We start from the raw sequence: 21,432 nt of genomic DNA, 5'->3' as shown, positions 1-21,432 counted from the left end.
TCAATCGGTTGAGCTTGCCTCGTCTCACGTATTGTCGAGGGCCGCTTAGGTATATCGCGCGCTCAGCGACCCTCGATCGCCGGCATGTTGACCCCAAGCCATCCCTCCAACGCGCGCATGGCGCCCGTCGGCTCTTTCGACTTCAACCAGCTTAACCAGTAGTGGCCGGAACCTGACTCCTGGATGAACGGCCGCGCCAGGCGTCCCGAGGCCAGATCGCGCTCGAACATCGCGGCTGGGGCGAGCGCCACCCCCAGCCCCTGGGCGGCGGCTTCGGCCATCAAGAAGGAAGAGTCGAACACCGGCCCGCGGATCGGTGGGCAGGGAAGGCCGGCGGCGGCGAACCAGGCCGGCCAGTCGTCGGCGCGATAGGAGCGAAGCAGGATCTCCGCCGCCAATGAGGCCGGCCCCTCCAACCGCTGGGCCACCGCGGGCGCGCATAGCGCGGTCAGCGGCGCCGGCATGAGCCGCACGGCCTCCGTCCCGTGCCAGGCGCCGTCGCCGAACCGGATCGCGCAGTCCAGCCCCTCGCCGGCCAAGTCGACCCGGTTGTTGTTGGTGGATATCCGCAGGTCGACGAACGGGTGGGCCTCCTGGAACCGCGGCAGCCGCGGCAGCAGCCAGCCGACGGCGAACGTGCCCACCACGCCCAGGGTCAGCACCTGGCGCACCCGCCCGGCCTCGAACCGATCCATGACCTCGCCCACCCGGTCGAAGCTGTCGCGCAGCACCGGCAGCAGGAACTGGCCCTCGTCGGTGAGCGCAAGGCCGCGCGGCAGGCGACGGAACAGGGCCACCCCCAGCCGCGCCTCCAGCCCCTTCACCTGGTGGCTCACCGCCGCCTGGGTGACGGAGAGCTCCAGCCCGGCCCGGGTGAAGCTCAGATGCCGGGCCGAGGCCTCGAACGCGCGGAGCGCATTGAGCGGCAATTGGCTGCGCGACACGAGTCGGATTCCCAAATTATTCTAGGGTGAGCGCCGATCTATCATCGTTTGCGCCGGCCCGCGCCAGCTTTCAATCTCGCCTCACCAACAGGAGAGAGAGCGGGCATGAAACGTCGGGATTTCACCTTGGCCCTGGCGGGAGCGGTCGCGGCATGGCCCGCGCTCACCCGCGCCCAGGCCAGGTTCACAAAGGAATTCGAGACCCTGGAGGCCCACAGCCAGGGGCGACTCGGTGTCGCCATCCTCGACACCCAGACCGGCGCGCGCCTGGCCTGGCGCGGTGAGGAGCGGTTCCCGATGTGCAGCACCTTCAAGGCCCTGGCGGCCGCTCAGGTGCTGGCCCGGGTCGATGAGGGTAAAGATCAGCTAGGGCGACGCGTTGTCTTCTCCGCCGCCGACCTGGTCGAGTACTCCCCGGCGACCAAGCCCCTGGTCGGGGCGCCGGGCATGACCCTGGCGGCCCTCTGCGAGGCCGCCGTCACCCTCAGCGACAACACCGCCGCCAACCTGATGCTGAACGGTCTTGGCGGCCCCAAGGGGTTCACCGCCTGGTGCCGATCCATCGGCGATCCGGTCACCCGTCTCGACCGCTGGGAGACCGCGATGAGCGAATCCGCCCCCGGCGATCCGCGCGACACCACCAGCCCCTCGGCCATGGTCGAGACCCTCCGCAAGCTGACCCTCGGCGACGTCCTGACGCCGGCCTCCCGCGCGCGTCTCACCGGCTGGCTCGTGGCCAACCAGACCGGCGACGCACGCCTGCGCGCCGGCCTCCCCAGGACCTGGACGGTGGGCGACAAGACCGGCTCCGGCGGCCACGGCACGACCAACGACATCGCCGTCCTCTGGCCGCCGAACCGCCGCCCGATCGTGGTCGCGGCCTACCTCACGGGGGCGAAGGGCGGCTCGGACGCCCGCAACGCCGTCCTGGCCGAGGTCGGACGTATCGTCACGCGGATGGTCTAGGGGGCTTCCACCGCCGGTCCCGGATGGTCATGATGGCGGCATTCAAAGACGCCGACTTCGATTCCACTTCCTAATTCCGAGACCAGAATTTCAATGACCGAGATCGTTGTGCCCCGCCAATTCCGCGGGCCTCCCTACACGGCCAATGGCGGCTATATCTGCGGCGTGCTGTCGAACGCCGTCGGTGGTCGCGGCGCGGCCATGCTGCGCGCTGGCGTGCCCCTGGACGTGGTCGTCACCCTGTCGCCCGGCGAGGACGGCGGCGTGATCCTGTCGAACTCCGAAGGCGCCTTGCTGGGCACGGCCCGTCCGGCCACGGACGACGCCATTCCGCCGACACCCCCGGCGCCGCCCGGCATCGAGGAGGCGCGCGCGGCCCAGGCCGTATCGCCCTTCGCCGCGCGCTCCCTGCACCGCGGCTGCTTCTCCTGCTGTATCGAACGCGATGAGGGCGAGGGCCTGGGCGTCCATGTGGGCCAGCTCGAGGGCGCGCCCGCCGGACATTGCGCCGGCCTCTGGACCCCGCATGCCAACTTCGCCGATCCCGATGGGACCATTCCCGACGAGATCACCTGGGGCGCGCTGGACTGCTCGGGCTCCATGGCCTGGTGGATCAAGACCGGCGCGCCGGTGGGCCTGCTGGGCACCATGGCCGGCGAGGTGCTGAAGAAGCCCCGGGCCGGCGAGACCTATGTGGTGGTCGCCTGGACCCGCGAGGTCGAGGGCCGCAAGCATTTCGCCGGCGTCGCCCTATTCGACGCCGCGGGCGAGACCATGGCCCGCTCCGGCCAGATCTGGATCGGCCGCCCTCCAGGCGCCCCGCCGCCCCGTCCGCTGGAAACCACCGCCGGGGCCTAGTCAGCCAAGTTGGCGGACAACCTCCTCCTCTCCACCCGTCTTCCGGGGGGAGAGGGTAGGGTGAGGGGGGCGTTTCCGCCGCACCGAGTAGGTTGATGGACCGCAGGGCGCCGCTTCGCGCCGCAGCCCCTCACCCTACCCTCTCCCCTCGAAAGGGGAGAGGAGGAGCCTTGACGGCCAAGCCGGCTCCCCGCCTCAGCGCCCCGGGAAGCCCGCGAAGGTTGCGATGCCTTCGGGGATCATGTGGAAGCTCGGAGCATCGGCCGTCCAGATCGCCGCCTGCGGCCCCTGGTACTGGCTCGGATCGTCCAGGGTGCCGACCTTCAGGATCACCATGCTGGTGTCTCGCGGCGTGCGGGTCAGGATGTGCGTGCCGCAGGTGGCGCAGAACTCGCGCGTGGCGGGCCCCTCGAGGTCGCTGCGGGTGAATCGCGCCGGCTCACCCTTCACATAGGCGAAGTCGGCGGACGGCATGACCATGAACAGGTTCTCGGCCCCGCCGGTGATGTACTGGCACTCGCGGCAATGGCACTGGCCCTTGAACCGCGGCTCGCCGCCGGCCTCGTAGCGCACCGCTCCGCAATAGCATCCGCCGGTCAGGCTCATGGGTCGTCCTCCCTGTTGGGCGGCGATGCCACCCTTCCAGCCTGACGGAGTCAAGCCTGCGGGCCTATTCCACCGCGCGGCGGGCGCTGGCCTCGACCTGGGCGCGGGGCATCAGCCGGGCGGTGGAACTGCCCTTGGCCAGCACCTCGCCGGCCGTGTTCAGCAGCCGCCCCTCCAGGAAGGCGCTGGAACGTCCGCGCCGCTCCACCCAGCCTTCGGCGATCACCAGGCCCGGCCGCACCGGGGCGAAGAAGCTGACCTTCAGCTCCAGGGACATCGGCGTCATGTCGCCGTCCTGGGCCATGGTGGCGTGCGCCATGGCCGCGTCGATCCAGCCGCAGACGAAGCCGCCCTGCGCCACCCCGCCCGAATGGCACATGTGCGGCCCGACCAGGTATTCGATCACCGCCCGTCCGGGCTCCAGCGACACCACCCTCTGCTGGCCGAGCGCGGCGTGGAGGTCGAGGGCGGACGTCGTCATGGGCTGGGCTCTCCGATTGTGCGCGGCGATGCTAGCGGCCAAGCCGCCCAGACCCAAACCCATTGATCGCCGATCGGTGCGGGGTCAGATTGTCCGGGCTGCGGCGGTCTACGACGGCCCATTGGCGCGCCACCACCGGCCCCATTCGGACATTGGGTCGAAGCTCCCCGTAAGGGTGCTTATGCGCCGCAGCGCCTTTTCTTCCGGTGGCGCCCCTAGGCCTTCTTCACGAACTCGGTCTTCAGCACTAGGTCGCGGATCTTCTCGACCCGGGCCTCGATCTCGCCCTCGTCGCCGGTCAGGCGGATGTTCCTGACCAGGGTTCCGCGCTTCAGGGTCACCGAGGTTCCCTTCACCTTGAGGTCCTTGATCAGGGTGACGGAGTCGCCGTCGACCAGGATCGTACCGTTGCTGTCCCTGACGTCCATGCCTAGCGCTCCATGCCGGCGCCTGCTTTAGGGGCTGAAGCGCGGGCCGACAAGGTGTTCACGGGACCGGATTTCGCGGCCGGGATGGAGCTCCCGCGGGTGGAACCGCAGATGGCCCGGGACAGGACCCAGCCCACGGCGGCCCATCCCGAATAAAGAACGCCGCGGCTCCGGAGGGGAGGCCGCGGCGCACATGTGGTGGAGCAACGGCCAGGCGCGGAGGCCCGGCCGGGAGAGGCTGCTGCTAGGCGAGCGCGAGCGCTTGCTTGCGGCGATTGCTGCGGACCATGGAGCCGACCGCGCCGAAGCCGATGATCATCATCGCCCAGGTGGCCGGTTCCGGAACCGCCGCGCCGATATTGCTGAGCTCGAATGAGTTGGTCGTCGAGTTCAGGTCGAAGCCGATGATGTTGTCGGTCGAGTAGAAGGTGAACCGGCCGTTGGTGTCGGCCTGCTGACGATCCCCGTCATTGGCGCCGGAGACCGCGCCCAGCTGCAGGCCGGTGATGACCTGGCTGCCGCCGCCCTTCAGATAGAAGGTGATCGAGTTATAGTCGTCGAGCGAGCCGATATACATGCTCACCCGGGAGACGTTCGGCGCCGTGAAAGTCGCGACCTGGGCGCCCTGCACGCTGAGATACTGCGTCGGGTCGTCGTCGCCCGGATCGGACGGGCCGAAGGCCGGCGCCGCGCCCAGGCCCGAGGTGCCGGTCAGCAACGAAGCCGTGCCGCCCAGCGCCCAGCCAGGAGCGATGGTGAACGGCAGGCCGAAGTCGGTGACCAAGTATTCGTCGCCGTTCACCGCCGCCTGGTAGCTCACATACGAGTGGATCGTCACCGCCGCCTGCGCGGAGGCGCCGAAGGAGACAAACGCTGTGGCGGCGAGGGCCGCCAGTTTGAATTTACTAATCATTTCAAAGCCCCTATCAGCCGTAGACACCCAAAGCCCAGGTGTCCTCAGATAACATCGTTAGCCCCACGGCAATGGTTAGTAAACTGTTAAGGGCGCCGCGCAACCATGTTTTCGCCGTGTAGAGCATCAGTTGGCGGCACATTTTCGTGAGTCGTCGTCCGAGATTCGCTCGTTGCTAGAAATGTCCGTCTCGAGGGAGTGGGCTGACGGCGCGCGCCGCTGAGTTGTCGATGGCGCGGATACGGTGGTCGAGCGTCCACCGGTGGTGTTTCGCCGCCGATCGAACACTATTCGCTGTTGGGGAGGGGGTCGAATTCAGCAGTCGCCGAAATCCGCCGCCCGCGGCCGGAGGGTCAGGCCCGCTGGTGGCGTTTGCGGTCGGGGGCGGGCCGGCGCCGGGGCTTGGCGGGCGCCTGGGCGCGGCCCCGGCGCTTGACCGGCTTGGCAGGCCAGACGAAGTCCAGGCCGTCCACAACGGCCACCGGGGCGGCGCCGATCCGGCCGATCAGTTCGCGCTCGTTCCAGATCTCCACGGACCGGCACTCGGCCAGCAGGCGGTCGGCCACCAGCCACGCCTCCCGGTCGGCCTCGCAGGGCAGGTCCAGCCCTTCCGTGCGTTCGTCGACCTCGTTCAGCAGCCAGAAATGGTAGTGGCCCACGTCCGTCTCTCCGCTCCGTCGGCGGACAGTATTCGGCAATAGGGTTTCCAGACCGTTGTTGATGAGCGTCGGGGTCCGCCGTGCTAGGGGCGCGCCGTCAGCCGCCGCGCCAAGGCTTCCACATCGCCGTCGAACAGCCGGTCGGCCAGGGCCTGGATCTCCGAGGCCACATAGTCGTCGCGGGTGATGGTCGGCCGGTAGGACTGGCGGCCGTCCGTGCGCTCCGAGGCGATCAGCCCCTTGCGCATCAGCCGGCCGAGCAGGGTCTTCACCGTCGCCCCGCCCCAGGCCTGGACCGTGGTCACCTCGTCGATCAGGCTGGCGAAGGACATCGGCCCCCGCCGCCACAGGGCCCCCAGCACCTCGCTCTCGGCCTCGGTGACGTGCAGCCGGCCAGGGGGCCTGGGCTTGGTCAGGATCGCAGCACCGCGCGGTCGATGCGCGCCTCCACCGCCCAGTTGGCGATCACCGCCACCACCCCGCAGAGCAGGCCCAGGCCCAGCATCAGGGTCACCTCCGCCAGGCCGGGGGCGATCACCTTCATCGGCGCCGGCGACGGCACATTGGAGATGCCGAGGAAGATCATCAGCGCCGTATAGGCCGCCCCCAGGCAGCCGATCAGCGGCCCGCCCAGCCTCAGGCCCGAGAGGAAGGCCGAGCCGCCGGCCAGGTGCGGTCCCGAGGCCACCTTGCGCGCGCCGACGATCACCGCGGCGACGCTGCAGGCGATCAGCACCGCCATCACTCCCTGGACGATCGGATGGGCGTTGGCGAACACAGCCCCCACGGTGAGCGGCGCGGCCTGGGCCGCGGCCGGCGCGGCGGCGAGCGCCAGGGATACGGTGACAAGGGGTCGAGCCATCGGGGGTCCTCCAAGGATTACGTCTGTAGTCAACTGAGACTACGTACGTAATTTCAAGAGTCAAGCCGGCCCTAGTCCAGGCCCAGCAGCCGGGCCGCGTTGCCGCCCATCCACTTGGCGCGGACGCTGTCCTTCAGCGGCAGCTCGTCGGTCTCGGCCACCAGCTGGGCCAGCGGGATCATGTGGGTCCCCCAGCCGGAGCCGAAGATCACCTTGTCCTGCAGATTGCGGGCTCCGTAATAGACCAGGGCCTCGTAGCCGGCCCCCGGCGCCAGCATGTGCTTCACCCGTCGGCAGGCGAAGTCGATATAGAGGTGCCGGTGGCGCGAGGCGATGGCGCAGGTCTCCGCCACCCAGGGCCAGCCCGACAGCCCCGCCACGATCTTCAGGTCCGGGAACCGCACCGCCACCTCGTCCAGGTACTTCGGGTGCGCATAGTCGTAGGGCCGGTCCGACAGCAGGTGCAGCCCCGCGGTGATCCGCGCCGGGATCCCCAGCTCCACGCACTTGGCCAGGAAGGGCCAATAGGCGGGGTCGTTGATGTAGCGCCCCTCGCGATAGGACGAGACCTCGAAGCCCTTGACCCCTAGCTCGCGAACCCCGTGCTCCAGGGCCGCCACCCCGGCCTCGCCCTCCTCGCCCCAGATGCGGAACCAGGGGATCAGCCGGTCGGGATATTCCGCGGCGAACCTGGCCACGTCCTCATTGCTGGCCCGGCGTCCGGCATTGCCGATGCAGGCCCGCGCGACGCCGGCCTCGTCCAGCATGGCGATCACCTGGGCGTGGCTCATGGCCCGGCCCATGTCGACCTCGCAGAGTTTCAGGGCGAGCGCCGTCAGCCCCTGCGTCGCCTTGGCCTCGTTGAACTCCTCCAGGCTCATGCCGATCTGGGCGGCCCAGCCGGGCGCCATGAGCTGGGCGTAGCCCTCCTTGTCGAAGCCGCGCCCCGACTGGATCAGCCGCACGGTGTCCTCGACGGCTTCTTTGGTCGGGGTGTCGCATTCGAAATCGATGATCTGCATGAAGCGCTCTCGGGTGAAATGAATCGGCGGGCGCAAGGCCCCAATGTCCCGACCCTAGCCCGCCGCTCCACGCCCGTCAGCCGCCGCTGGGCGCGCAGGGACCAAAGATGCGCCCCCTCTGGGGGAGCTGGCCCGAAGGGCCTGAGGGGGACTTTGACTCTTGCTGAGGGACGGCGAGTTGCTGACGAAGGACACCTTAGTCCCCCTCACCCGGCCATTCGGCCGGGAGCTCCCCCAGCGGGGGAGCATCTGACGGCCGTGCCATTCACCGACATGTAACAGCACCCCAACCCCTCAGCGCGCCCGATAGGTCTTCGGCGTCAACCGCCCGATCCAGGCCTCCAGCCGCGCCACCTCTTCCTGGGTCTCCTTCAGGGTGTGGGGCTCCACGCTCATCACCAGGTTCTCGATCTCGAACTCCGTCCAGTCCCGGTGCTCGGCCTTGGCGGCGATGTACATGTCCAGGAACTCCTCCTTCCGCTTCAGCCAAGAATAGACTTGCTTGGAGGACGGCATCTTTGGGTCCTTGACGATGGCGCTCACCGCCTCGCCGTTCGCCACCCGCTTGCAGAACCGCTTGGCCCAGGCCCGGTCATAGGTGCTCTTCTTGCCCGACACCCAATGGCGCCGCAGCCCCAACCGGATCTCGTGGGGTATCCGCCAGGCGTCGCTCACATGCTTCAGCCGCCGGTTCTGCACCCGCCCTTCGGCCAGGTGCGCCCGCACCCGATCGTACATGGCGGCGAACTCCGGCTGCACCTTCCGCCAGTGGAAGATGGTGGCGTAGGACGGCATGTCCGGATCGGCGGCGATCGAGCGAATGGTCTCGACCACCTCCATCCGCGCGCAGATCACCTCGCCGATCTCGCGCCGGTACTGTGAGCCCACCGCCCCGCTCCGATGGTCCATCGGCGGCACGCGCCGGTCACGCGGCGGGATCCATCGGTCGGCGAAGTTGTAGCTCATGAGCGGAAGCTTAGCCGAAGCGACCGAAAAACGCTAGAACAAAAGAAGAACATCGACGTCCCTTTCCTCCCCCGTCGCGCAGCGAATGGTGGAGGGGGACCGCGCCGCAGGCGTGGTGGAGGGGGCGAGACTGGGCTCTGAGCTTGCGGCCGCCCCCTCCACCGCCTACGGCGGTCCCCCTCCCCCGTGAACGGGGGAGGAAGAGAACCCCACTCCAGCCGGACCCCCATGCGCCTCTACCTCGCCTCCTACCGCACGGACACGGTCCAGCCCCTGCTCGACCTCGCGGGCCCCGGCGCGCGGGCGGCGGTGGTCTCCAACGCCCTGGACCTGATCCCCGACACCGACCGCCGCGCCTACGCCGCCCGGGTGCACGATCCCGTAGCCGACCTCCGCGACGCGGGCATGGCCGCCGAGCCCCTCGACCTGCGCGGCTATTTCGGGAAGCCCGCCGAGCTCGACCGCGCCCTGGCGGGCGTCGGCCTGGTCTGGGCCGTCGGCGGTAACGCCTTCCTGCTCCGCCGCGCCATGGCCCAGAGCGGCCTCGACCAGATCCTCACCCGGCGCCTGGCGGAAGACAGCCTCGTCTATGGCGGCTGGAGCGCCGGCGCCTGCGTGGCCGGCGCGACCCTGCGCGGCCTCCACCTGATGGACGATCCCGACCCCGTCGCCCCCGGCTACGACCCGGCGCCGATCTGGGAGGGCCTGGGCCTGGTCGACTTCGCCATCGTCCCCCACTTCGCCTCGGCCCACGCCGAGTCCGAAGCCGCCACCCGCGCCGCAGCCTGGATGACGGGGGAGGGGATAGCCCACCGCACGCTCAGGGACGGCGAGGCGGTGATGAGGCGGGGGGACTGGTAGGCCTCGCGGGTTGATCCGCCCCTCAGCCCTTCGCCAATGCCCGACGCACCGCCTCCGGCTCCCGCTCGATCACGGTCAGATAGGCCATCATCGCGCTGTCGGCCTGGGTGCGTCCCTGCTCCAGGTCCCGCAGCCGCGCGACATTGATCCGATAGGCCTGGGCGAAGCGGGTCTGGCTCAACCCGGTGCGCGCTCGCACCGCCCGCACCCGACGCACCGCCTCCAGCCTGCGAAGCTCTTCGGCCGACAGCGGCGGGTTGTCCGCATCAGCCAGCGCCCCGGCCGTGATCTCAGAATCCGACAGGGCCTCCAGCCGCGCCCGTTCGGCGGCCGTCAGCTCCGGTGGGGCGTTCGGATCAAGCGTGAACCGGGCCATAGCGCCTTGCCTCCGCGGCATTGCAGCGGCGTGCGGAGATGATGCGAATGACGTCGTCCCGCGCCGTATAGACCAGCGCGAACAGCCGTCCTTCGATCACTCCGACCGCCTTGCGTCGAACCTCGCCGTCCTCCGGCTTGGAGGCGTCGAAGTCGACCACATCAGGGTCGAGGAACACGCGAGCGGCATAGGCGAACGGAACACCGTGCTTGGCGAGATTGCTCCGCGCCTTGGCGTCATCCCACTCGAACTGCCGCCCCGAGTTCATATCGGACTATACGGAATTACAGTATGGCTGTCTACGGGATTTCCGCATATGGAGATTCGGCGCGCTGGCCCACGCCTAGCTGGGCGACGTGATGGACATGATGCCTCCGAACGCCGCAGCAAGGTGAAGGTTGTGGACTATAGCGAGTGACCGTGCACTCTACGCCTTGGACGTGAATGTTGGGGGCTTATCATGGACTTAGCGACACGGCTGGCTGAACTCCAGAAGCGCACCTTGGAACACCGCGAGGTGTTGCTCACCGAAGAGGCCGCGAAGACCGCCCTCGTCATGCCCTTCATCCAGGCCCTGGGCTACGACGTCTTCAACCCGTCCGAGGTCGTGCCCGAATACACTGCCGACGTCGGCACCAAGAAGGGCGAGAAGGTCGATTACGCGATCTGCGACGGCAAGAAGGTGATGATCCTCGTCGAGTGCAAGCCGTCCTCGTCCGAGCTCAACATCAACCACGCCGGTCAGCTCTTCCGCTATTTCAGCGTTACCGACGCCCGGCTCGCCATTCTGACCAACGGCGTGAACTACCAGTTCTACACAGACGTCGAGCGTCCCAATCGAATGGACGACAAGCCGTTCTTCACCTTCAGCATGGACGCCATCAAGCCCACCGACGTGAAGACTCTTGAGCGGTTCGGCAAGACCGGCTTCGACATCGAGAAGATCATCCAGGAGGCCGGCAATCTGAAGCTCCAATCGCTGCTGCGGAAGGAGCTTGAGAAGGAGTTCGCCGAGCCCTCCGAAGAGTTCATCCGCATCATGGCGAACCGCGTCTATGATGGCCGGCTGACCTCCGCCGTGAAGGAGAGCTTCGGTCGCCTTCTGGTCGGGTCGATCTCCACCCTGGTCCGCGATTTGGTCAATGAGCGGCTATCATCGGCCCTCAAGGCCTCGAACCCCGGCGCCGCCGGGGACGACCCGGCCGAGGCCGAAGGCGTCATGGAAGTCGTCACGACGGCCGAGGAGATCTCCGGTTTCCACATCGTGCAGGCCATCGCGTCGAAGCTCGTGCACCCCAAACGGATCATCATGCGGGACGCCAAGTCTTACTGCGCGATCCTGCTGGACGACAACAATCGCAAGACCGTCGCGCGGCTGCATTTCAACGGCATGACGACCAAGTATCTCGGCACCTTCACCGGCAAGGACGAGGAGCGCCACCTGATCGCCGATATGACGGACATCTACCAGTTCGGCACACAGATAGAGCAGCGGCTTCGAGAGTTGGATGAAGGTGGTTTGTCCTAGTTTCTACCAAACATCTGAAGTTAAACCCTCACCGGACGTGGCGAAACTGACATGAGTGAACAATTCTACGTTTGGTATGCGAAGCCGCATAGGCGCGCGAGAGTGCACCGCGCGACCTGTTCTCATTGTCGCAGCGGACAGGGGCAGGCAAATCAGCACAAGACTGGGTCGGGCGCTACTGGGTGGTCCAAAGCCTATGATTCCGTTGCCGAAGCACAAGCTGCGATGGTCAAATTCCGGGCTCGAGATGCAAAGCTATGTGGTCATTGTCTTCGGTGAGTATGAATTGGACGGTATTTCATTGAAATGCTGAGAAAGATATCCAGGCGTCTTCATACGACGCTAGGTCGTGCACTGTCTGGTTTGGCATCAATGTCGATGTTGGCCTGGTTTCTTTGGCCCACGTCTGCATGGCGGGTGGAGCCTGAGCCCCTTTTTGCGTTTCTCGGCGCGTTCCTGCTCTGGGCCTATTCAAACTCAAATGATGACATTGCCGGCGGGCCGCAAGATGAGGGAACATTTTCTGGGCACGACAAGAAGTTGCTTGGCGAATTTCGAGCGTGCTTCAGCGAGGAAGAGAAGCGATTTCTCCGAGAACACGATTTCGGTGGCGCGTTTAATTGGAAGAAACTCGAGGGGCTTCAAAATTTCGCGGCTGATTGGCAAGGAGCCGAATACGAGTTCGACGATCCGGATGTTCAAATAAAATTCGCGGAAATTCTTCAGAAATCTCGACAGTTCTTACACGACTTATCGTTGGGAACATGGATGATCGATCGATCCCAACAGTGGGCGTCTGCCATTACGGAAGCTGATCGACAGGGCGTCGACTGGCGACCTTCAACAAGAAAGCGAGTCGATGGATTCAACGAGCTTTCAACGGATTTGATTGATTCGATGGACGGGTTCATCAAGTTCGCTCGCCAACGGCTCGGGAACTGAACTCACTTTCGTGTCCGCCAATAAAGAAACCCCGCCGGCTCACGCCAACGGGGCTCCCCAATCTCACAGCTAGCACCCCGACCCCCGGCAAGCCGGGGGTCGAAGCGAAGCGTCAATATCCCTGGATCTTCGCGTAGCGATCCCGGTGGTAGCTCTGGCTGCCGAAGGCGGCTTCGCAGGCCCGGGCGCGCTTGAGGTAGAAGCCCGCGTCGTGGGCGTCGGTCATGCCGATGCCGCCGTGCATCTGGACCATTTCGTTGCTCACCAAGTGGAAGGTGTCGCCCATCTTGGCCTTGGCCAGGGAGACCAGCTCCGGCACGTCGGGGCTGCCGGCGTCGATCGCCTGAAGGGCGGCTTCGACGGCCGAGCGGGCCAGTTCCAGGTCGGTGAACATCTTGGCCGCGCGGTGCTGCAGGGCCTGGAAGGAGCCGATCACCTGGCCGAACTGCACGCGGACCTTGAGGTAGTCGAGGGTGACCTCGAAGGCCTGGACCGCGGCGCCCAGCATCTCGGCGGCCACGCCCGCGCGGGCGCGGTCGAGGGTCTTTTCCAGCAGGTCCCAGCCGTTGTCGGCCTCGCCCAGCACGGCGTCGGCGCCGACCTCGACACCGTCGAAGCTGACATTGGCCGCGCCGCGGCTGTCGGCCAGGGCCAGGCGCTTGCGGCTGATCCCCTTGGCGTCGGCGGGGACGACGAAGAGGGTGATCCCCTTGGTGTCGCCGGGCGTTCCCGAGGTGCGGGCCGAGACGATGAACACGCCTGCGGCCATGCCTTCCAGCACGAAGGTCTTGGTCCCCGAGAGCTTGTAGCCCGCGCCGGACTTCTCGGCCTTCAGCGCGGTCTTTTCCGGGGCGTGGTGGGCGCCTTCGTCGACGGCGAGCGTGCCGACCGTTTCGCCGGCGGCGATCTTCGGCAGCCACTCGCTCTTCTGGGCGTCGCTGCCGCCCAGCACCAGGGCGCTGGCGGCGCCGAGGCCCGAGGCCAGCAGCGGCGAGGCGGTGAGCGTGCGGCCGGTCTCCTCGAGGATCAGGCCCAGCGACAGGTAGCCGAAGTCGGACCCGCCGTATTCCTCGGGGATGATCACCCCGGCCCAGCCCATCTCGGCCATCTCGTTCCAGGCGTCGGCGTCGTAGCCCAGCTCGGCGCCGCTATCGCGCATCTTGCGGAAGGCGGTGACCGGGCTCTTCTCCTGGGTCCAGCTCTTCGCGGCGTCGCGGAGCATGCTCTGTTCTTCGTTCAGAACGGCCATTTCTAGTGTTTCCCTAAATCGATCTTCGAAAATTCTGTTGTTGGTCGAGGGCCACTTTTCCTCCCCTGCGAAGCGGGGGAGGGGGACCATCCGAAGGATGGTGGAGGGGGCGGGGCCGGGCTCTGCGTCCGCGGCCGCCCCCTCCACCGCCTGGCGGCGGTCCCCCTCCCCCGTGAACGGGGGAGGAAGAGGGGCCTAGTTGTTCTGGGTCAGGTCCGGCAGGCCGAGGATCCGCTTGGAGATGATGTTGTTCTGCACCTCCTGGGAGCCGCCATAGATCGTGGTGGCCTTGCCGCCCAGCCAGCCGCGCACGGCCATCAGCTCCTCGGGCTTGAAGTCGTCGCCTTCCCAGCCGAGGCCCTGGTGACCCATGATCTCCAGGGTCAGTTCGGCCTTGTCCTGCATCCAGCGGGTGCCGGCGTTCTTCATGATCGAGGTGGCGGCGCTGGGGCCGGAATTGCCCTTGGATTCCAGCATGGCGCGCACGGCGGTCTGCTGGAAGGCGCGGCCGTCGATCTCGTTCATGATGATGCGGGTGCGCAGGTCTGAGTCGCTGATGCGGCCCTTCTCGTCGGTGCCCACATAGTCCTTGGCCAGCTTCGGCAGCGGCTTGGCCGCCATGCCGAACCCGCCGCTGCCGCCCGCGCCGCTGAGGCCGGAGCGCTCATGCTGCAGGAGCCGCTTGGCGATGGTCCAGCCGCCGTTCAGCGGGCCGACCAGGTTCTTCTTGTCGGCGATCGCGTCGGTGAAGAAGGTCTCGCAGAAAGGTGAATTGCCGGCGATCAGAGGAATCGGGCGGACTTCGACGCCCGGCTGATGCATCGTGAACAGGACGAACGAGATGCCTTCGTGTTTCTTCGAAGTATCCGTCCGCACGAGACAGAAGCACCAGTCGGCGAATTGTGCGCCTGACGTCCAAATTTTTTGTCCGTTGATGACGAAGTGGTCGCCCTTGTCTTCGGCCTTGCACTGAAGACTTGCCAGATCGGACCCGGCGCCCGGCTCGCTGAAGCCCTGGCACCATTGCAGGTCGCCCCGGACGATCGGCGGGATGTGTTCCTTCTTCTGGTCCTCGGTGCCGTATTCCAGCAGCGTCGGGCCGAACATCATCACGCCCATGCCGCCGATGGGGTTATAGGCCCCGGCCCGGCCCAGCTCCTGCTGGATGACCCGGCCCTCGGCCGGCGACAGCCCGCCGCCGCCATAGGCCGCCGGCCAGGTGGGCACGCCCCACCCCTTGGCGCCCATGGCCTTGCGCCAGGCTTCCTGGTCCTCGCTGGGCTTCGAGCGCTCCTCGCGCATCATCGGGTTCGGCCGCCCCTTCAGGGACGCCGGGAAGTTCGCCTCGATCCACTCGCGGGCTTCCGCCCGGAAGGTGTCGAGATCGCCGCCAAAATCAGCCATCTAAAAAGTCTCCTTGAAAATAGGGTCGTTCGAAACTCGGGTGTCTGGGTGACGGTCCTTCTCCCCTTGCGGGAGAAGGTGTCGGGCGGGGAGCCCGACGGATGAGGGGTCGAAAGCCCTCTCCGCGAGTCCCGCGCCGGCCCAGCCGGATAGTCCTGAGAGACCCCTCATCCGACCCCGCTCTCGCGGGGCCACCTTCTCCCACAGGGGGAGAAGGACGCAGAAGGCTCACTCGATACGCGCATCACCCTAGTGGCTCTGGGTCAGGTCCGGGAGTCCCAGGATCCGCTTGGAGATGATGTTGTTCTGCACTTCGTTGGAGCCGCCATAGATCGAGCCGGCCTTGCCGGAGAGCCAGGCGCGCACCGCGGTCCGCTCCTCGTCGCTGAAGCCCTCGCCGTCCCAGCCGAGCCCTTGGTGGCCCATGAACTCCAGGGTCAGCTCGGCCCGGTCCTGGGCGATCTTCATATTGGCGTTCTTCATGATCGAGGTGGCCGCCGAGGGCCCGGAATTGCCCTTGGCCTCCAGCGCCGCGCGGCGAACCGTCTGCTGCAGGGCCTTCTGGTCGATCTCGTTCATGACGATGCGGGTGCGCAGGTCGGAGTCCGCCAGCCGGCCCTGCTCGTCCTCGCCGACATACTTCTTGGCGATCACGCCCAGCGCGTCGGGCTTCACGCTGGCGCCGCGCGAGCCGTTCATGCCCGAGCGCTCGTGCTGCAGCAGCCGCTTGGCCACGCTCCAGCCGCCGTTCAGCGGGCCGATCAGGTTTTCCTTGGGCACCTTCACATCGGTGATGAAGGTTTCGCAGAACGGCGAGTTACCTGCTATAAGCAGAATGGGTCGAACCTCGACGCCCGGCTGGTGCATCTCGAAGACCACGAAAGAAATGCCTTCGTGCTTCTTGGTCGTATCGGTGCGGACCAAGCAGAAGATCATATCGGCGTACTGGGCGCCGCTCGTCCAAATCTTGGATCCATTGACTAAGAAGTGGTCGCCCTTGTCTTCGGCGCGGGTCTGAAGACTTGCCAGGTCCGATCCGGCGCCCGGCTCGCTGAAGCCCTGGCACCAGCGGACCTTGGCGGTGACGATGTCCGGGATCCACTTCTTCTTCTGCTCTTCGGTGCCGTATTCCAGCAGGGTCGGGCCGAACATGCCCACGCCCATGCCGCCGATCGGGTTGACCGCCCCGATGGCGGCCATCTCCTGCTGCAATACCCGAGCCTCGGCAGGCGAAAGTCCGCCGCCGCCATAGGCCGCCGGCCAGGTGGGCACACCCCAGCCCCGCGCGCCCATGCGCTCCTTCCAGACCGCCCAGTCGCCGGTGGCCTCGGCCGGGCTCATGGCCAGGGCCTGAAGCGCCTCGGGGTCGCCGCGCAGGGATTTCGGAAAATTGGCCTCGAGCCAGGCGCGCGCGTCGGCGCGGAAGGCTTCCAAATCGGAGCCGCCAAAGTCAGCCATGAAAATTCTCCCTAATATTCATTATCTTAGCAATCACTATAGCATGAAGCCTAGACCGCCGGGAGAGCCCCCGTCTACTTCGGATCGGGCAGGCCGAGCACCCGCTTGGCCACCACGTTGAGGTTGATCTCCGAGGTGCCGCCCTCGATGGAGTTGCCCTTGGAACGCAGCCAGGTCCGCACCGCGGCCAGCTCCGGCCCGTCGAACCCGTCGCCTTCCCAGCCCAGGCCGTTGGAGCCCAGGGCCTCGACGATCAGCTCGTTGCGGTCCATGGCGACCTTGGCGCCGGCATACTTCATGATCGAAGTGGCCGCCGATGGCCCGTTGCCGGCCTTCGCCTCGTCGGCCGCGCGGCGCACGGTGAGCTGGAAGGCCCTGACCTCCATCAGGTGTTCGGTCACGCGCCGGCGCAGGTCGGGATCGGCCAGCCGCCCGGCCTCGTCGACGCCGACATAGTCCTTGGCCGCGTGCAGCACGGTCAGCGCCGCGACCGGCGCCCCGATCGAACCGCCGCCCAGCCCCGCCGAGATGTTGTCGCGCTCGAACTGCAGCAGCCGCTTGGCCACCGTCCAGCCGCCGTTCAGCGGCCCGAACAGCTGGTCCTTAGGCACCTTCACCTCGGTGAAGAAGGTCTCGCAGAACGGCGAGGTCCCGTTGATCAGCCGGATCGGCCGTACCTCGACCCCCGGCGACCTCATGTCGATCAACAGGAAGGAGATGCCCTCGTGCTTCTTGGCGGTGTCGGTGCGCACCAGGCAGAAGCACCAGTCGGCGAGGTTGGCGCCGCTCGTCCAAATTTTGGATCCCGAGACGAGGTAATGGTCACCTTTATCTTCCGCCCGGGTCTGCAGGCCCGCCAGGTCCGACCCGGCGCCCGGCTCCGAATAGCCCTGGCACCAGCGGACCGAGCCCGTGACGATGCCGGGCAGGTGCTGGCGCTTCAGCTCCTCGGTCCCGTACTCGATCAGGGTTGGCCCGAACATCATCACGCCCATGCCGCCGATCGGGTTGCGGGCGCCGACCTTGGCCATCTCCTCGGCCAGGACCCGGGCCTCGGCGCGGGAGAGGCCGCCGCCGCCGTACTGGGCTGGCCAGGTGGGCGTGCCCCAGCCGCGCGAGCCCATCGCCTCGCGCCACTGCTTGGCGGCGGGGGTTTCCTTGCCGCCCTGGGCCGCGGCCAACTGGGCGGCCGGATCGGCCTTCAGCTCGGCCGGAAAGTTCGCTTCGAGCCACGCCTTCGCGTCCGCGCGGAAGGCCTGCGTGTCGTCGCCGCCGAAGTCAGCCATGGAAATTCGCCTTCAAAAAATGGTCGTTCGAAAAGATCGCCGCCGCCCGAAAATAGGACGCCGCCGGGAAAGTTACTTCGGATCGGGCAGGCCCAGAACCCGCTTGGACACCACGTTGATGTTCACCTCGGAGGTGCCGCCCTCGATGGAATTGCCCTTCGAGCGCAGCCAGCCGTGGGTGGCGATGAGCTCAGCCGGGCTGAAGCCCTCGCCCTCCCAGCCCAGGCCCTGATGGCCCAGGGCCTCGACCATGAGCTCGGAGCGTTCCTGGGCGAAGGTGGCCGCCGCATACTTGATGATCGAGGTCGCCGCAGACGGACCGTTGGAGGCCCGAGCCTCGGCCGCCGTCCGGGCTATGGTTTTGTAAAGACAGTCGAAATCCATCTTGTTCTTGGTGATCCGCATCCGCAGGTCGCGGTCAGCCACCGCACCGCGGGCGTCCTGGCCGAGATAGGTCTTGGCGATCTGGCCGAGGTCCCCGGCCGAGCCGCCGGCCCCGCCGCCGCTGCCGAAGCCGCCCGAGATGTTCTGCCGCTCGTACTGCAGCAGCCGCTTGGCGATCTCCCAGCCGCCGTTGACCTTGCCCACTAGGTGGTTCTTCGGGATCTTCACGTCGGTGAAGAAGGTTTCGCAGAACGGGCTCTCGCCGGAGATCAGCTGGATCGGCCGGGTCTCGACGCCGGGCGTGGCCATGTCGATCAGCACGAAGGAAATGCCCTCGTGTTTCTTGGTCGTGTCTGTACGAACCAAGCAGAAACACCAGTCCGCCTTATTGGCGTAAGATGTCCAAATTTTTTGGCCGTTAATTATCCAGTGATCGCCCTTATCTTCACACCGGGTTGCTAGGGACGCCAGATCGGAACCTGCTCCCGGCTCGGAATAGCCCTGGCACCATCGGATATCGCCATTGATGATCTTTGGAAGGTGTTCTTTTTTCTGTTCTTCGGTGGCGTATTCCAGCAGGACCGGACCCAGCATCCAGACGCCGAAGGAGGCTAGCGGGGCGCGGTAGCGTCCGGCGGACATCTCCTGGTCCAGCACGCGAGCCTGGGCGGGGGTCAGGCCGCCGCCGCCATACGCCGCCGGCCAGCCGGGCGCCGTCCAGCCCTTCTGCGCCATGCGGGTCATCCAGACGCGCTGGGGATCGGAGGAGCCGGCGAAGGCGCGGCCGCCCCAGACGGCTTCCGGATCGGTCTCGGCCTTGGGATCGCGCAGCTCGGCCGGGTAGTTGGCTTCCAGCCATTCGCGGACTTCGATGCGGAATGCGTCGAGTTCGCCGGAGCCGAAATCGGCCATGGGATCCTCCCTGGATTTTCCAGGCCACATTAGCGTCGGGACTGGCGGGAGCAAGGGAGACGAAACAGTTGTTTGATCTTGCGCCGGGCTGCGTCGCGGACAAATCGCGCTATAGGTTCGCGCGACCGAGGCGATCTCTGGCGGGCGTATGCGATTTTGGCAGGAACTGAAGCCGACGGCCTATGCCGCGGCCCCGATCACGGCGGCGGCGCTCAGCCTCACCGCCGGGGTCATGCTCCTGGCCTCCGGGGCCACGCCCTCCATCCCCGACCGCTTCGTCGCGCTCTACAAGGTCACCCCGGTGGTGCTGATCGAGGTCAGCCACTTCCTCTCCAGCATCGTGGGCCTGATGCTGGTCCTGCTGGCCTTCGGCCTGAAGGCGCGGCTGGACGCGGCCTGGGCCGCGGCGGTAGCCGCCCTGCTGATCGCAGCCCCGCTGGCCCTCCTCAAGGCCTTCGCCTGGGAGGAAGCCGCGACCCTGGCGGTGATGGCGACGGTCCTGATCCCGTTGCACGGCGCCTTCCCGCGCAAGGCGCGGCTCTCCAGCATGGAGGTGACGCCGGGGTGGTTGTTCTCGGCCTTCGCCGTGGTGGCGGGGGCGGGCCTGCTGGGCCTGTGGTCTTTCCAGCACGCCGACTATGGCGACATGCCGTTCTGGAAGGTGATGGCCGACGCGGACGCGGCGCGCGCGGCGCGCGCCTGGGCCGGGGCGGCGGTGCTGCTGTTCGCCTTCGGGATCTGGCGGCTGATCGCCTCGGCGGCCACGCCCAAGGTGGTGGGGGAGTCCGATCCTGAACTCGCCCGGGTGCGCGCGATCCTGGCCAAGGCGGAGGAGGCCGAGCCGGGCGCCAACCTCGCCCTGCTGGGGGACAAGCGTTTCATCTTCTCCGCCACGGGCGAGAGCTTCCTGATGTTCGGCGCGCGCGGCCGTTCCTGGATCGCGCTGGGCGCGCCGGTCGGGCACCCCGACGAGCGCATGGAGCTGTTCTGGCGATTCCGCGAGCTGGCTGACGCCCATGCCGCCCGCCCAGGCTTCTACGGCCTGGACGCCGAGGACCTGCCCGACATCGTCGAACTCGGCTTCTCGATCTCCAAGGTCGGCGAATCCGCCGCCGTCACCCTGGACAGCTTCACCATCGAAGGCACCAAGCGCGGCAACCTTCGGCGCGCCTGGCGTCAGGCCTGTGAGGCCGGAGCGAGCTTCGAGGTCGTGCCGCCGCGGGGCGTCTGGGAGATCATGCCCCAGCTGCAGGCGATCTCCGACGCCTGGCTGGTCCACCATGCCGGCGGCGACAAGAGCTTCTCCATGGGCGGCTTCTATCCCAACTACGTGGCGGAGTTCCCGGTGGGGGTCGTACGCTTCGAGGGGCGGATCGTGGCCTTCGCGACCCTGTGGGTGACCGCCGACAAGACCTCATTCTCCATGGACCTGATGCGATACGTCGAGGATGGCCCCAAGCGGATCATGGACTATCTGTTCGTTGAGTTGATCGAGTGGGGCCGATCCCAGGGCTACCAAGCCATCGACTTCGGCATGGCGCCCTTGTCGGGCCTGGACGACCGGCCGTTGGCCCCGGTGCTGTCGCGCGTGGGCGCGCTGATCTTCGAGCGAGGCGAGGAGATCTACAACTTCCAGGGCGTGCGCTCGTACAAGGGCAAGTACGACCCGGTCTGGCGGCCTCGCTACATCGCCGCCCCCAACAAGTGGGCGATCCCGCTGATCCTGGCCGACATGGGGCTGCTCACCTCCGGCGGCATGGCCAGCCTCGCCAAGCGCCCGAGGCGGGAAGAGGCCCAGGCGGCCTAGCTCAAACACCGCTCATCCCGGCGAAAGCCGGGACCCAGATCTCAAGGATCAGCGGTGGGTTGGAGAGGCGCAGAGTCCCTAGAACCCGCTTCAGAGCCAATCCATCTGGGTCCCGGCCTTCGCCGGGATGAGCGGGAGCGAAGGCCGCATCCTCAACCTAACGGCCCGTCGTCACGCCCAGCAGGTTGACGATGTGAACCAGCAGGAACAGGGCGAGCGCCGTGGCGGTGACCATGATGAAACGCCAGGGCGCCAGGCGCGGGCCCTTGGCGAAGTTCGGAGGCCGGGCGCCGCGCCAGCCGGCGAAGGCCGCCAGGCCCAGCAGGGCGGCGCAGAGTGTCGCGGAGAGCGTCAAGGTCATCTGCGACCGCGTAGCGCAGCCGCGAAGTTCCGGCAAAGATGAACCAAATCTAAAACCTTAATGACCTCTTAACCCAAGGCGCGCTTGGATTCCCACAGGCCCGCGACCTTCTGCCGTCGTCCACAGGCAATCGCGCCGTACGCTACATATAGTGGCCTA

General features: G+C 67.1%; 24 protein-coding genes. 6 read left to right on the top strand and 18 right to left on the bottom strand.

What is annotated here, in order from left to right:
* Positions 1 to 62: 62 nt before the first annotated feature.
* Positions 63 to 944, bottom strand: a complete 882-nt coding sequence (locus V6M51_RS20660) for a LysR family transcriptional regulator (RefSeq protein ID WP_332770127.1) — start codon at positions 942 to 944, stop codon at positions 63 to 65.
* 105 nt (positions 945 to 1,049) lie between these two features.
* Between V6M51_RS20660 and bla the strand changes: the two genes are divergently transcribed.
* Positions 1,050 to 1,910 carry a class A beta-lactamase gene (bla, locus tag V6M51_RS20655; protein ID WP_332770126.1) on the top strand — a complete coding sequence of 287 codons (861 nt, stop codon included), beginning with the start codon at positions 1,050 to 1,052 and terminating at the stop codon, positions 1,908 to 1,910.
* 93 nt (positions 1,911 to 2,003) lie between these two features.
* Positions 2,004 to 2,768 carry a hypothetical protein gene (locus V6M51_RS20650; protein WP_332770125.1) on the top strand — a complete coding sequence of 255 codons (765 nt, stop codon included), beginning with the start codon at positions 2,004 to 2,006 and terminating at the stop codon, positions 2,766 to 2,768.
* A gap of 195 nt (positions 2,769 to 2,963) precedes the next feature.
* On the opposite strand, the gene V6M51_RS20645 is transcribed toward V6M51_RS20650, so the two are convergent.
* The 9 genes from V6M51_RS20645 to V6M51_RS20605 all read right to left on the bottom strand — a co-directional run bounded on the left by V6M51_RS20645 (position 2,964) and on the right by V6M51_RS20605 (position 8,705).
* The gene (locus V6M51_RS20645; RefSeq protein WP_332770124.1) at positions 2,964 to 3,374 is read right to left on the bottom strand and encodes a GFA family protein; all 411 of its coding nucleotides are present in this window, start codon (positions 3,372 to 3,374) and stop codon (positions 2,964 to 2,966) included.
* Positions 3,375 to 3,438: 64 nt separating this feature from the next.
* Positions 3,439 to 3,855, bottom strand: coding sequence for a PaaI family thioesterase (locus V6M51_RS20640; RefSeq protein WP_332770123.1), 417 nt, complete (start codon positions 3,853 to 3,855; stop codon positions 3,439 to 3,441).
* A 215-nt stretch (positions 3,856 to 4,070) separates the two neighbouring features.
* A complete protein-coding gene (locus V6M51_RS20635; RefSeq protein ID WP_254835983.1) occupies positions 4,071 to 4,283 on the bottom strand; it encodes an alkylphosphonate utilization protein in 213 nt (70 codons plus the stop codon).
* 244 nt (positions 4,284 to 4,527) lie between these two features.
* Entirely contained in the window at positions 4,528 to 5,196 is a 669-nt protein-coding gene (locus V6M51_RS20630; protein ID WP_332770122.1) for a PEPxxWA-CTERM sorting domain-containing protein, read from the bottom strand.
* A gap of 353 nt (positions 5,197 to 5,549) precedes the next feature.
* A complete protein-coding gene (locus V6M51_RS20625; protein WP_332770121.1) occupies positions 5,550 to 5,855 on the bottom strand; it encodes a hypothetical protein in 306 nt (101 codons plus the stop codon).
* Positions 5,856 to 5,938: 83 nt separating this feature from the next.
* Positions 5,939 to 6,244, bottom strand: a complete 306-nt coding sequence (locus V6M51_RS20620; RefSeq protein ID WP_332770316.1) for a BlaI/MecI/CopY family transcriptional regulator — start codon at positions 6,242 to 6,244, stop codon at positions 5,939 to 5,941.
* Between the two features lie 23 nt (positions 6,245 to 6,267).
* On the bottom strand, positions 6,268 to 6,717 hold the full coding sequence (locus V6M51_RS20615) for a hypothetical protein (protein ID WP_332770321.1): 450 nt from the start codon (positions 6,715 to 6,717) through the stop codon (positions 6,268 to 6,270).
* A 71-nt stretch (positions 6,718 to 6,788) separates the two neighbouring features.
* Positions 6,789 to 7,739 (bottom strand): amidohydrolase family protein, encoded by a 951-nt coding sequence (locus V6M51_RS20610; protein WP_332770120.1) that lies wholly within the window; start codon positions 7,737 to 7,739, stop codon positions 6,789 to 6,791.
* A gap of 294 nt (positions 7,740 to 8,033) precedes the next feature.
* Positions 8,034 to 8,705, bottom strand: coding sequence for a hypothetical protein (locus V6M51_RS20605; RefSeq protein WP_332770119.1), 672 nt, complete (start codon positions 8,703 to 8,705; stop codon positions 8,034 to 8,036).
* A gap of 228 nt (positions 8,706 to 8,933) precedes the next feature.
* On the opposite strand from V6M51_RS20605, the gene V6M51_RS20600 reads away from it, so the two are divergent.
* Positions 8,934 to 9,566, top strand: a complete 633-nt coding sequence (locus tag V6M51_RS20600; protein WP_332770118.1) for a Type 1 glutamine amidotransferase-like domain-containing protein — start codon at positions 8,934 to 8,936, stop codon at positions 9,564 to 9,566.
* Between the two features lie 22 nt (positions 9,567 to 9,588).
* Here the strand turns inward: V6M51_RS20600 and V6M51_RS20595 are convergent, their stop codons facing one another.
* Together V6M51_RS20595 and V6M51_RS20590 are read right to left on the bottom strand one after the other, a co-directional pair.
* Positions 9,589 to 9,942 (bottom strand): helix-turn-helix domain-containing protein, encoded by a 354-nt coding sequence (locus V6M51_RS20595; protein WP_332770117.1) that lies wholly within the window; start codon positions 9,940 to 9,942, stop codon positions 9,589 to 9,591.
* Positions 9,923 to 10,210: a BrnT family toxin gene (locus V6M51_RS20590; RefSeq protein WP_332770116.1), complete on the bottom strand. Its 288-nt coding sequence runs from the start codon at positions 10,208 to 10,210 to the stop codon at positions 9,923 to 9,925. The genes V6M51_RS20595 and V6M51_RS20590 overlap by 20 nt, the downstream gene beginning before the upstream one ends.
* 192 nt (positions 10,211 to 10,402) lie before the next feature.
* Here V6M51_RS20590 and V6M51_RS20585 point away from each other — a divergent pair, with 192 nt between their 5' ends.
* Together V6M51_RS20585 and V6M51_RS20580 are read left to right on the top strand one after the other, a co-directional pair.
* Positions 10,403 to 11,470 carry a type I restriction endonuclease gene (locus V6M51_RS20585; RefSeq protein ID WP_332770115.1) on the top strand — a complete coding sequence of 356 codons (1,068 nt, stop codon included), beginning with the start codon at positions 10,403 to 10,405 and terminating at the stop codon, positions 11,468 to 11,470.
* A gap of 372 nt (positions 11,471 to 11,842) precedes the next feature.
* Positions 11,843 to 12,412 (top strand): hypothetical protein, encoded by a 570-nt coding sequence (locus tag V6M51_RS20580; protein ID WP_332770114.1) that lies wholly within the window; start codon positions 11,843 to 11,845, stop codon positions 12,410 to 12,412.
* A gap of 112 nt (positions 12,413 to 12,524) precedes the next feature.
* Here V6M51_RS20580 and V6M51_RS20575 read toward each other — a convergent pair whose 3' ends face one another.
* The 5 genes from V6M51_RS20575 to V6M51_RS20555 all read right to left on the bottom strand — a co-directional run bounded on the left by V6M51_RS20575 (position 12,525) and on the right by V6M51_RS20555 (position 19,105).
* On the bottom strand, positions 12,525 to 13,661 hold the full coding sequence (locus V6M51_RS20575) for an acyl-CoA dehydrogenase family protein (RefSeq protein WP_332770113.1): 1,137 nt from the start codon (positions 13,659 to 13,661) through the stop codon (positions 12,525 to 12,527).
* 195 nt (positions 13,662 to 13,856) lie between these two features.
* Positions 13,857 to 15,065, bottom strand: coding sequence for an acyl-CoA dehydrogenase family protein (locus tag V6M51_RS20570; RefSeq protein ID WP_332770112.1), 1,209 nt, complete (start codon positions 15,063 to 15,065; stop codon positions 13,857 to 13,859).
* A 249-nt stretch (positions 15,066 to 15,314) separates the two neighbouring features.
* Positions 15,315 to 16,523, bottom strand: a complete 1,209-nt coding sequence (locus tag V6M51_RS20565; RefSeq protein ID WP_332770111.1) for an acyl-CoA dehydrogenase family protein — start codon at positions 16,521 to 16,523, stop codon at positions 15,315 to 15,317.
* Positions 16,524 to 16,597: 74 nt separating this feature from the next.
* Positions 16,598 to 17,809, bottom strand: a complete 1,212-nt coding sequence (locus tag V6M51_RS20560; protein WP_332770110.1) for an acyl-CoA dehydrogenase family protein — start codon at positions 17,807 to 17,809, stop codon at positions 16,598 to 16,600.
* A 72-nt stretch (positions 17,810 to 17,881) separates the two neighbouring features.
* A complete protein-coding gene (locus tag V6M51_RS20555) occupies positions 17,882 to 19,105 on the bottom strand; it encodes an acyl-CoA dehydrogenase family protein (RefSeq protein ID WP_332770109.1) in 1,224 nt (407 codons plus the stop codon).
* A gap of 148 nt (positions 19,106 to 19,253) precedes the next feature.
* Here V6M51_RS20555 and V6M51_RS20550 point away from each other — a divergent pair, with 148 nt between their 5' ends.
* Complete coding sequence (locus V6M51_RS20550; protein ID WP_332770108.1) at positions 19,254 to 20,912, top strand: bifunctional lysylphosphatidylglycerol flippase/synthetase MprF; 1,659 nt, start codon at positions 19,254 to 19,256, stop codon at positions 20,910 to 20,912.
* A 157-nt stretch (positions 20,913 to 21,069) separates the two neighbouring features.
* On the opposite strand, the gene V6M51_RS20545 is transcribed toward V6M51_RS20550, so the two are convergent.
* Positions 21,070 to 21,273 (bottom strand): hypothetical protein, encoded by a 204-nt coding sequence (locus tag V6M51_RS20545; RefSeq protein ID WP_332770107.1) that lies wholly within the window; start codon positions 21,271 to 21,273, stop codon positions 21,070 to 21,072.
* Positions 21,274 to 21,432 lie beyond the last annotated feature (159 nt).

Origin of the sequence: Phenylobacterium sp. (assembly GCF_036677185.1) — a bacterium.
Taxonomy (GTDB): domain Bacteria; phylum Pseudomonadota; class Alphaproteobacteria; order Caulobacterales; family Caulobacteraceae; genus Phenylobacterium.
Note: the sequence above shows the minus strand (reverse complement) of the source record. Positions and strands in the feature narration are given on the sequence as shown.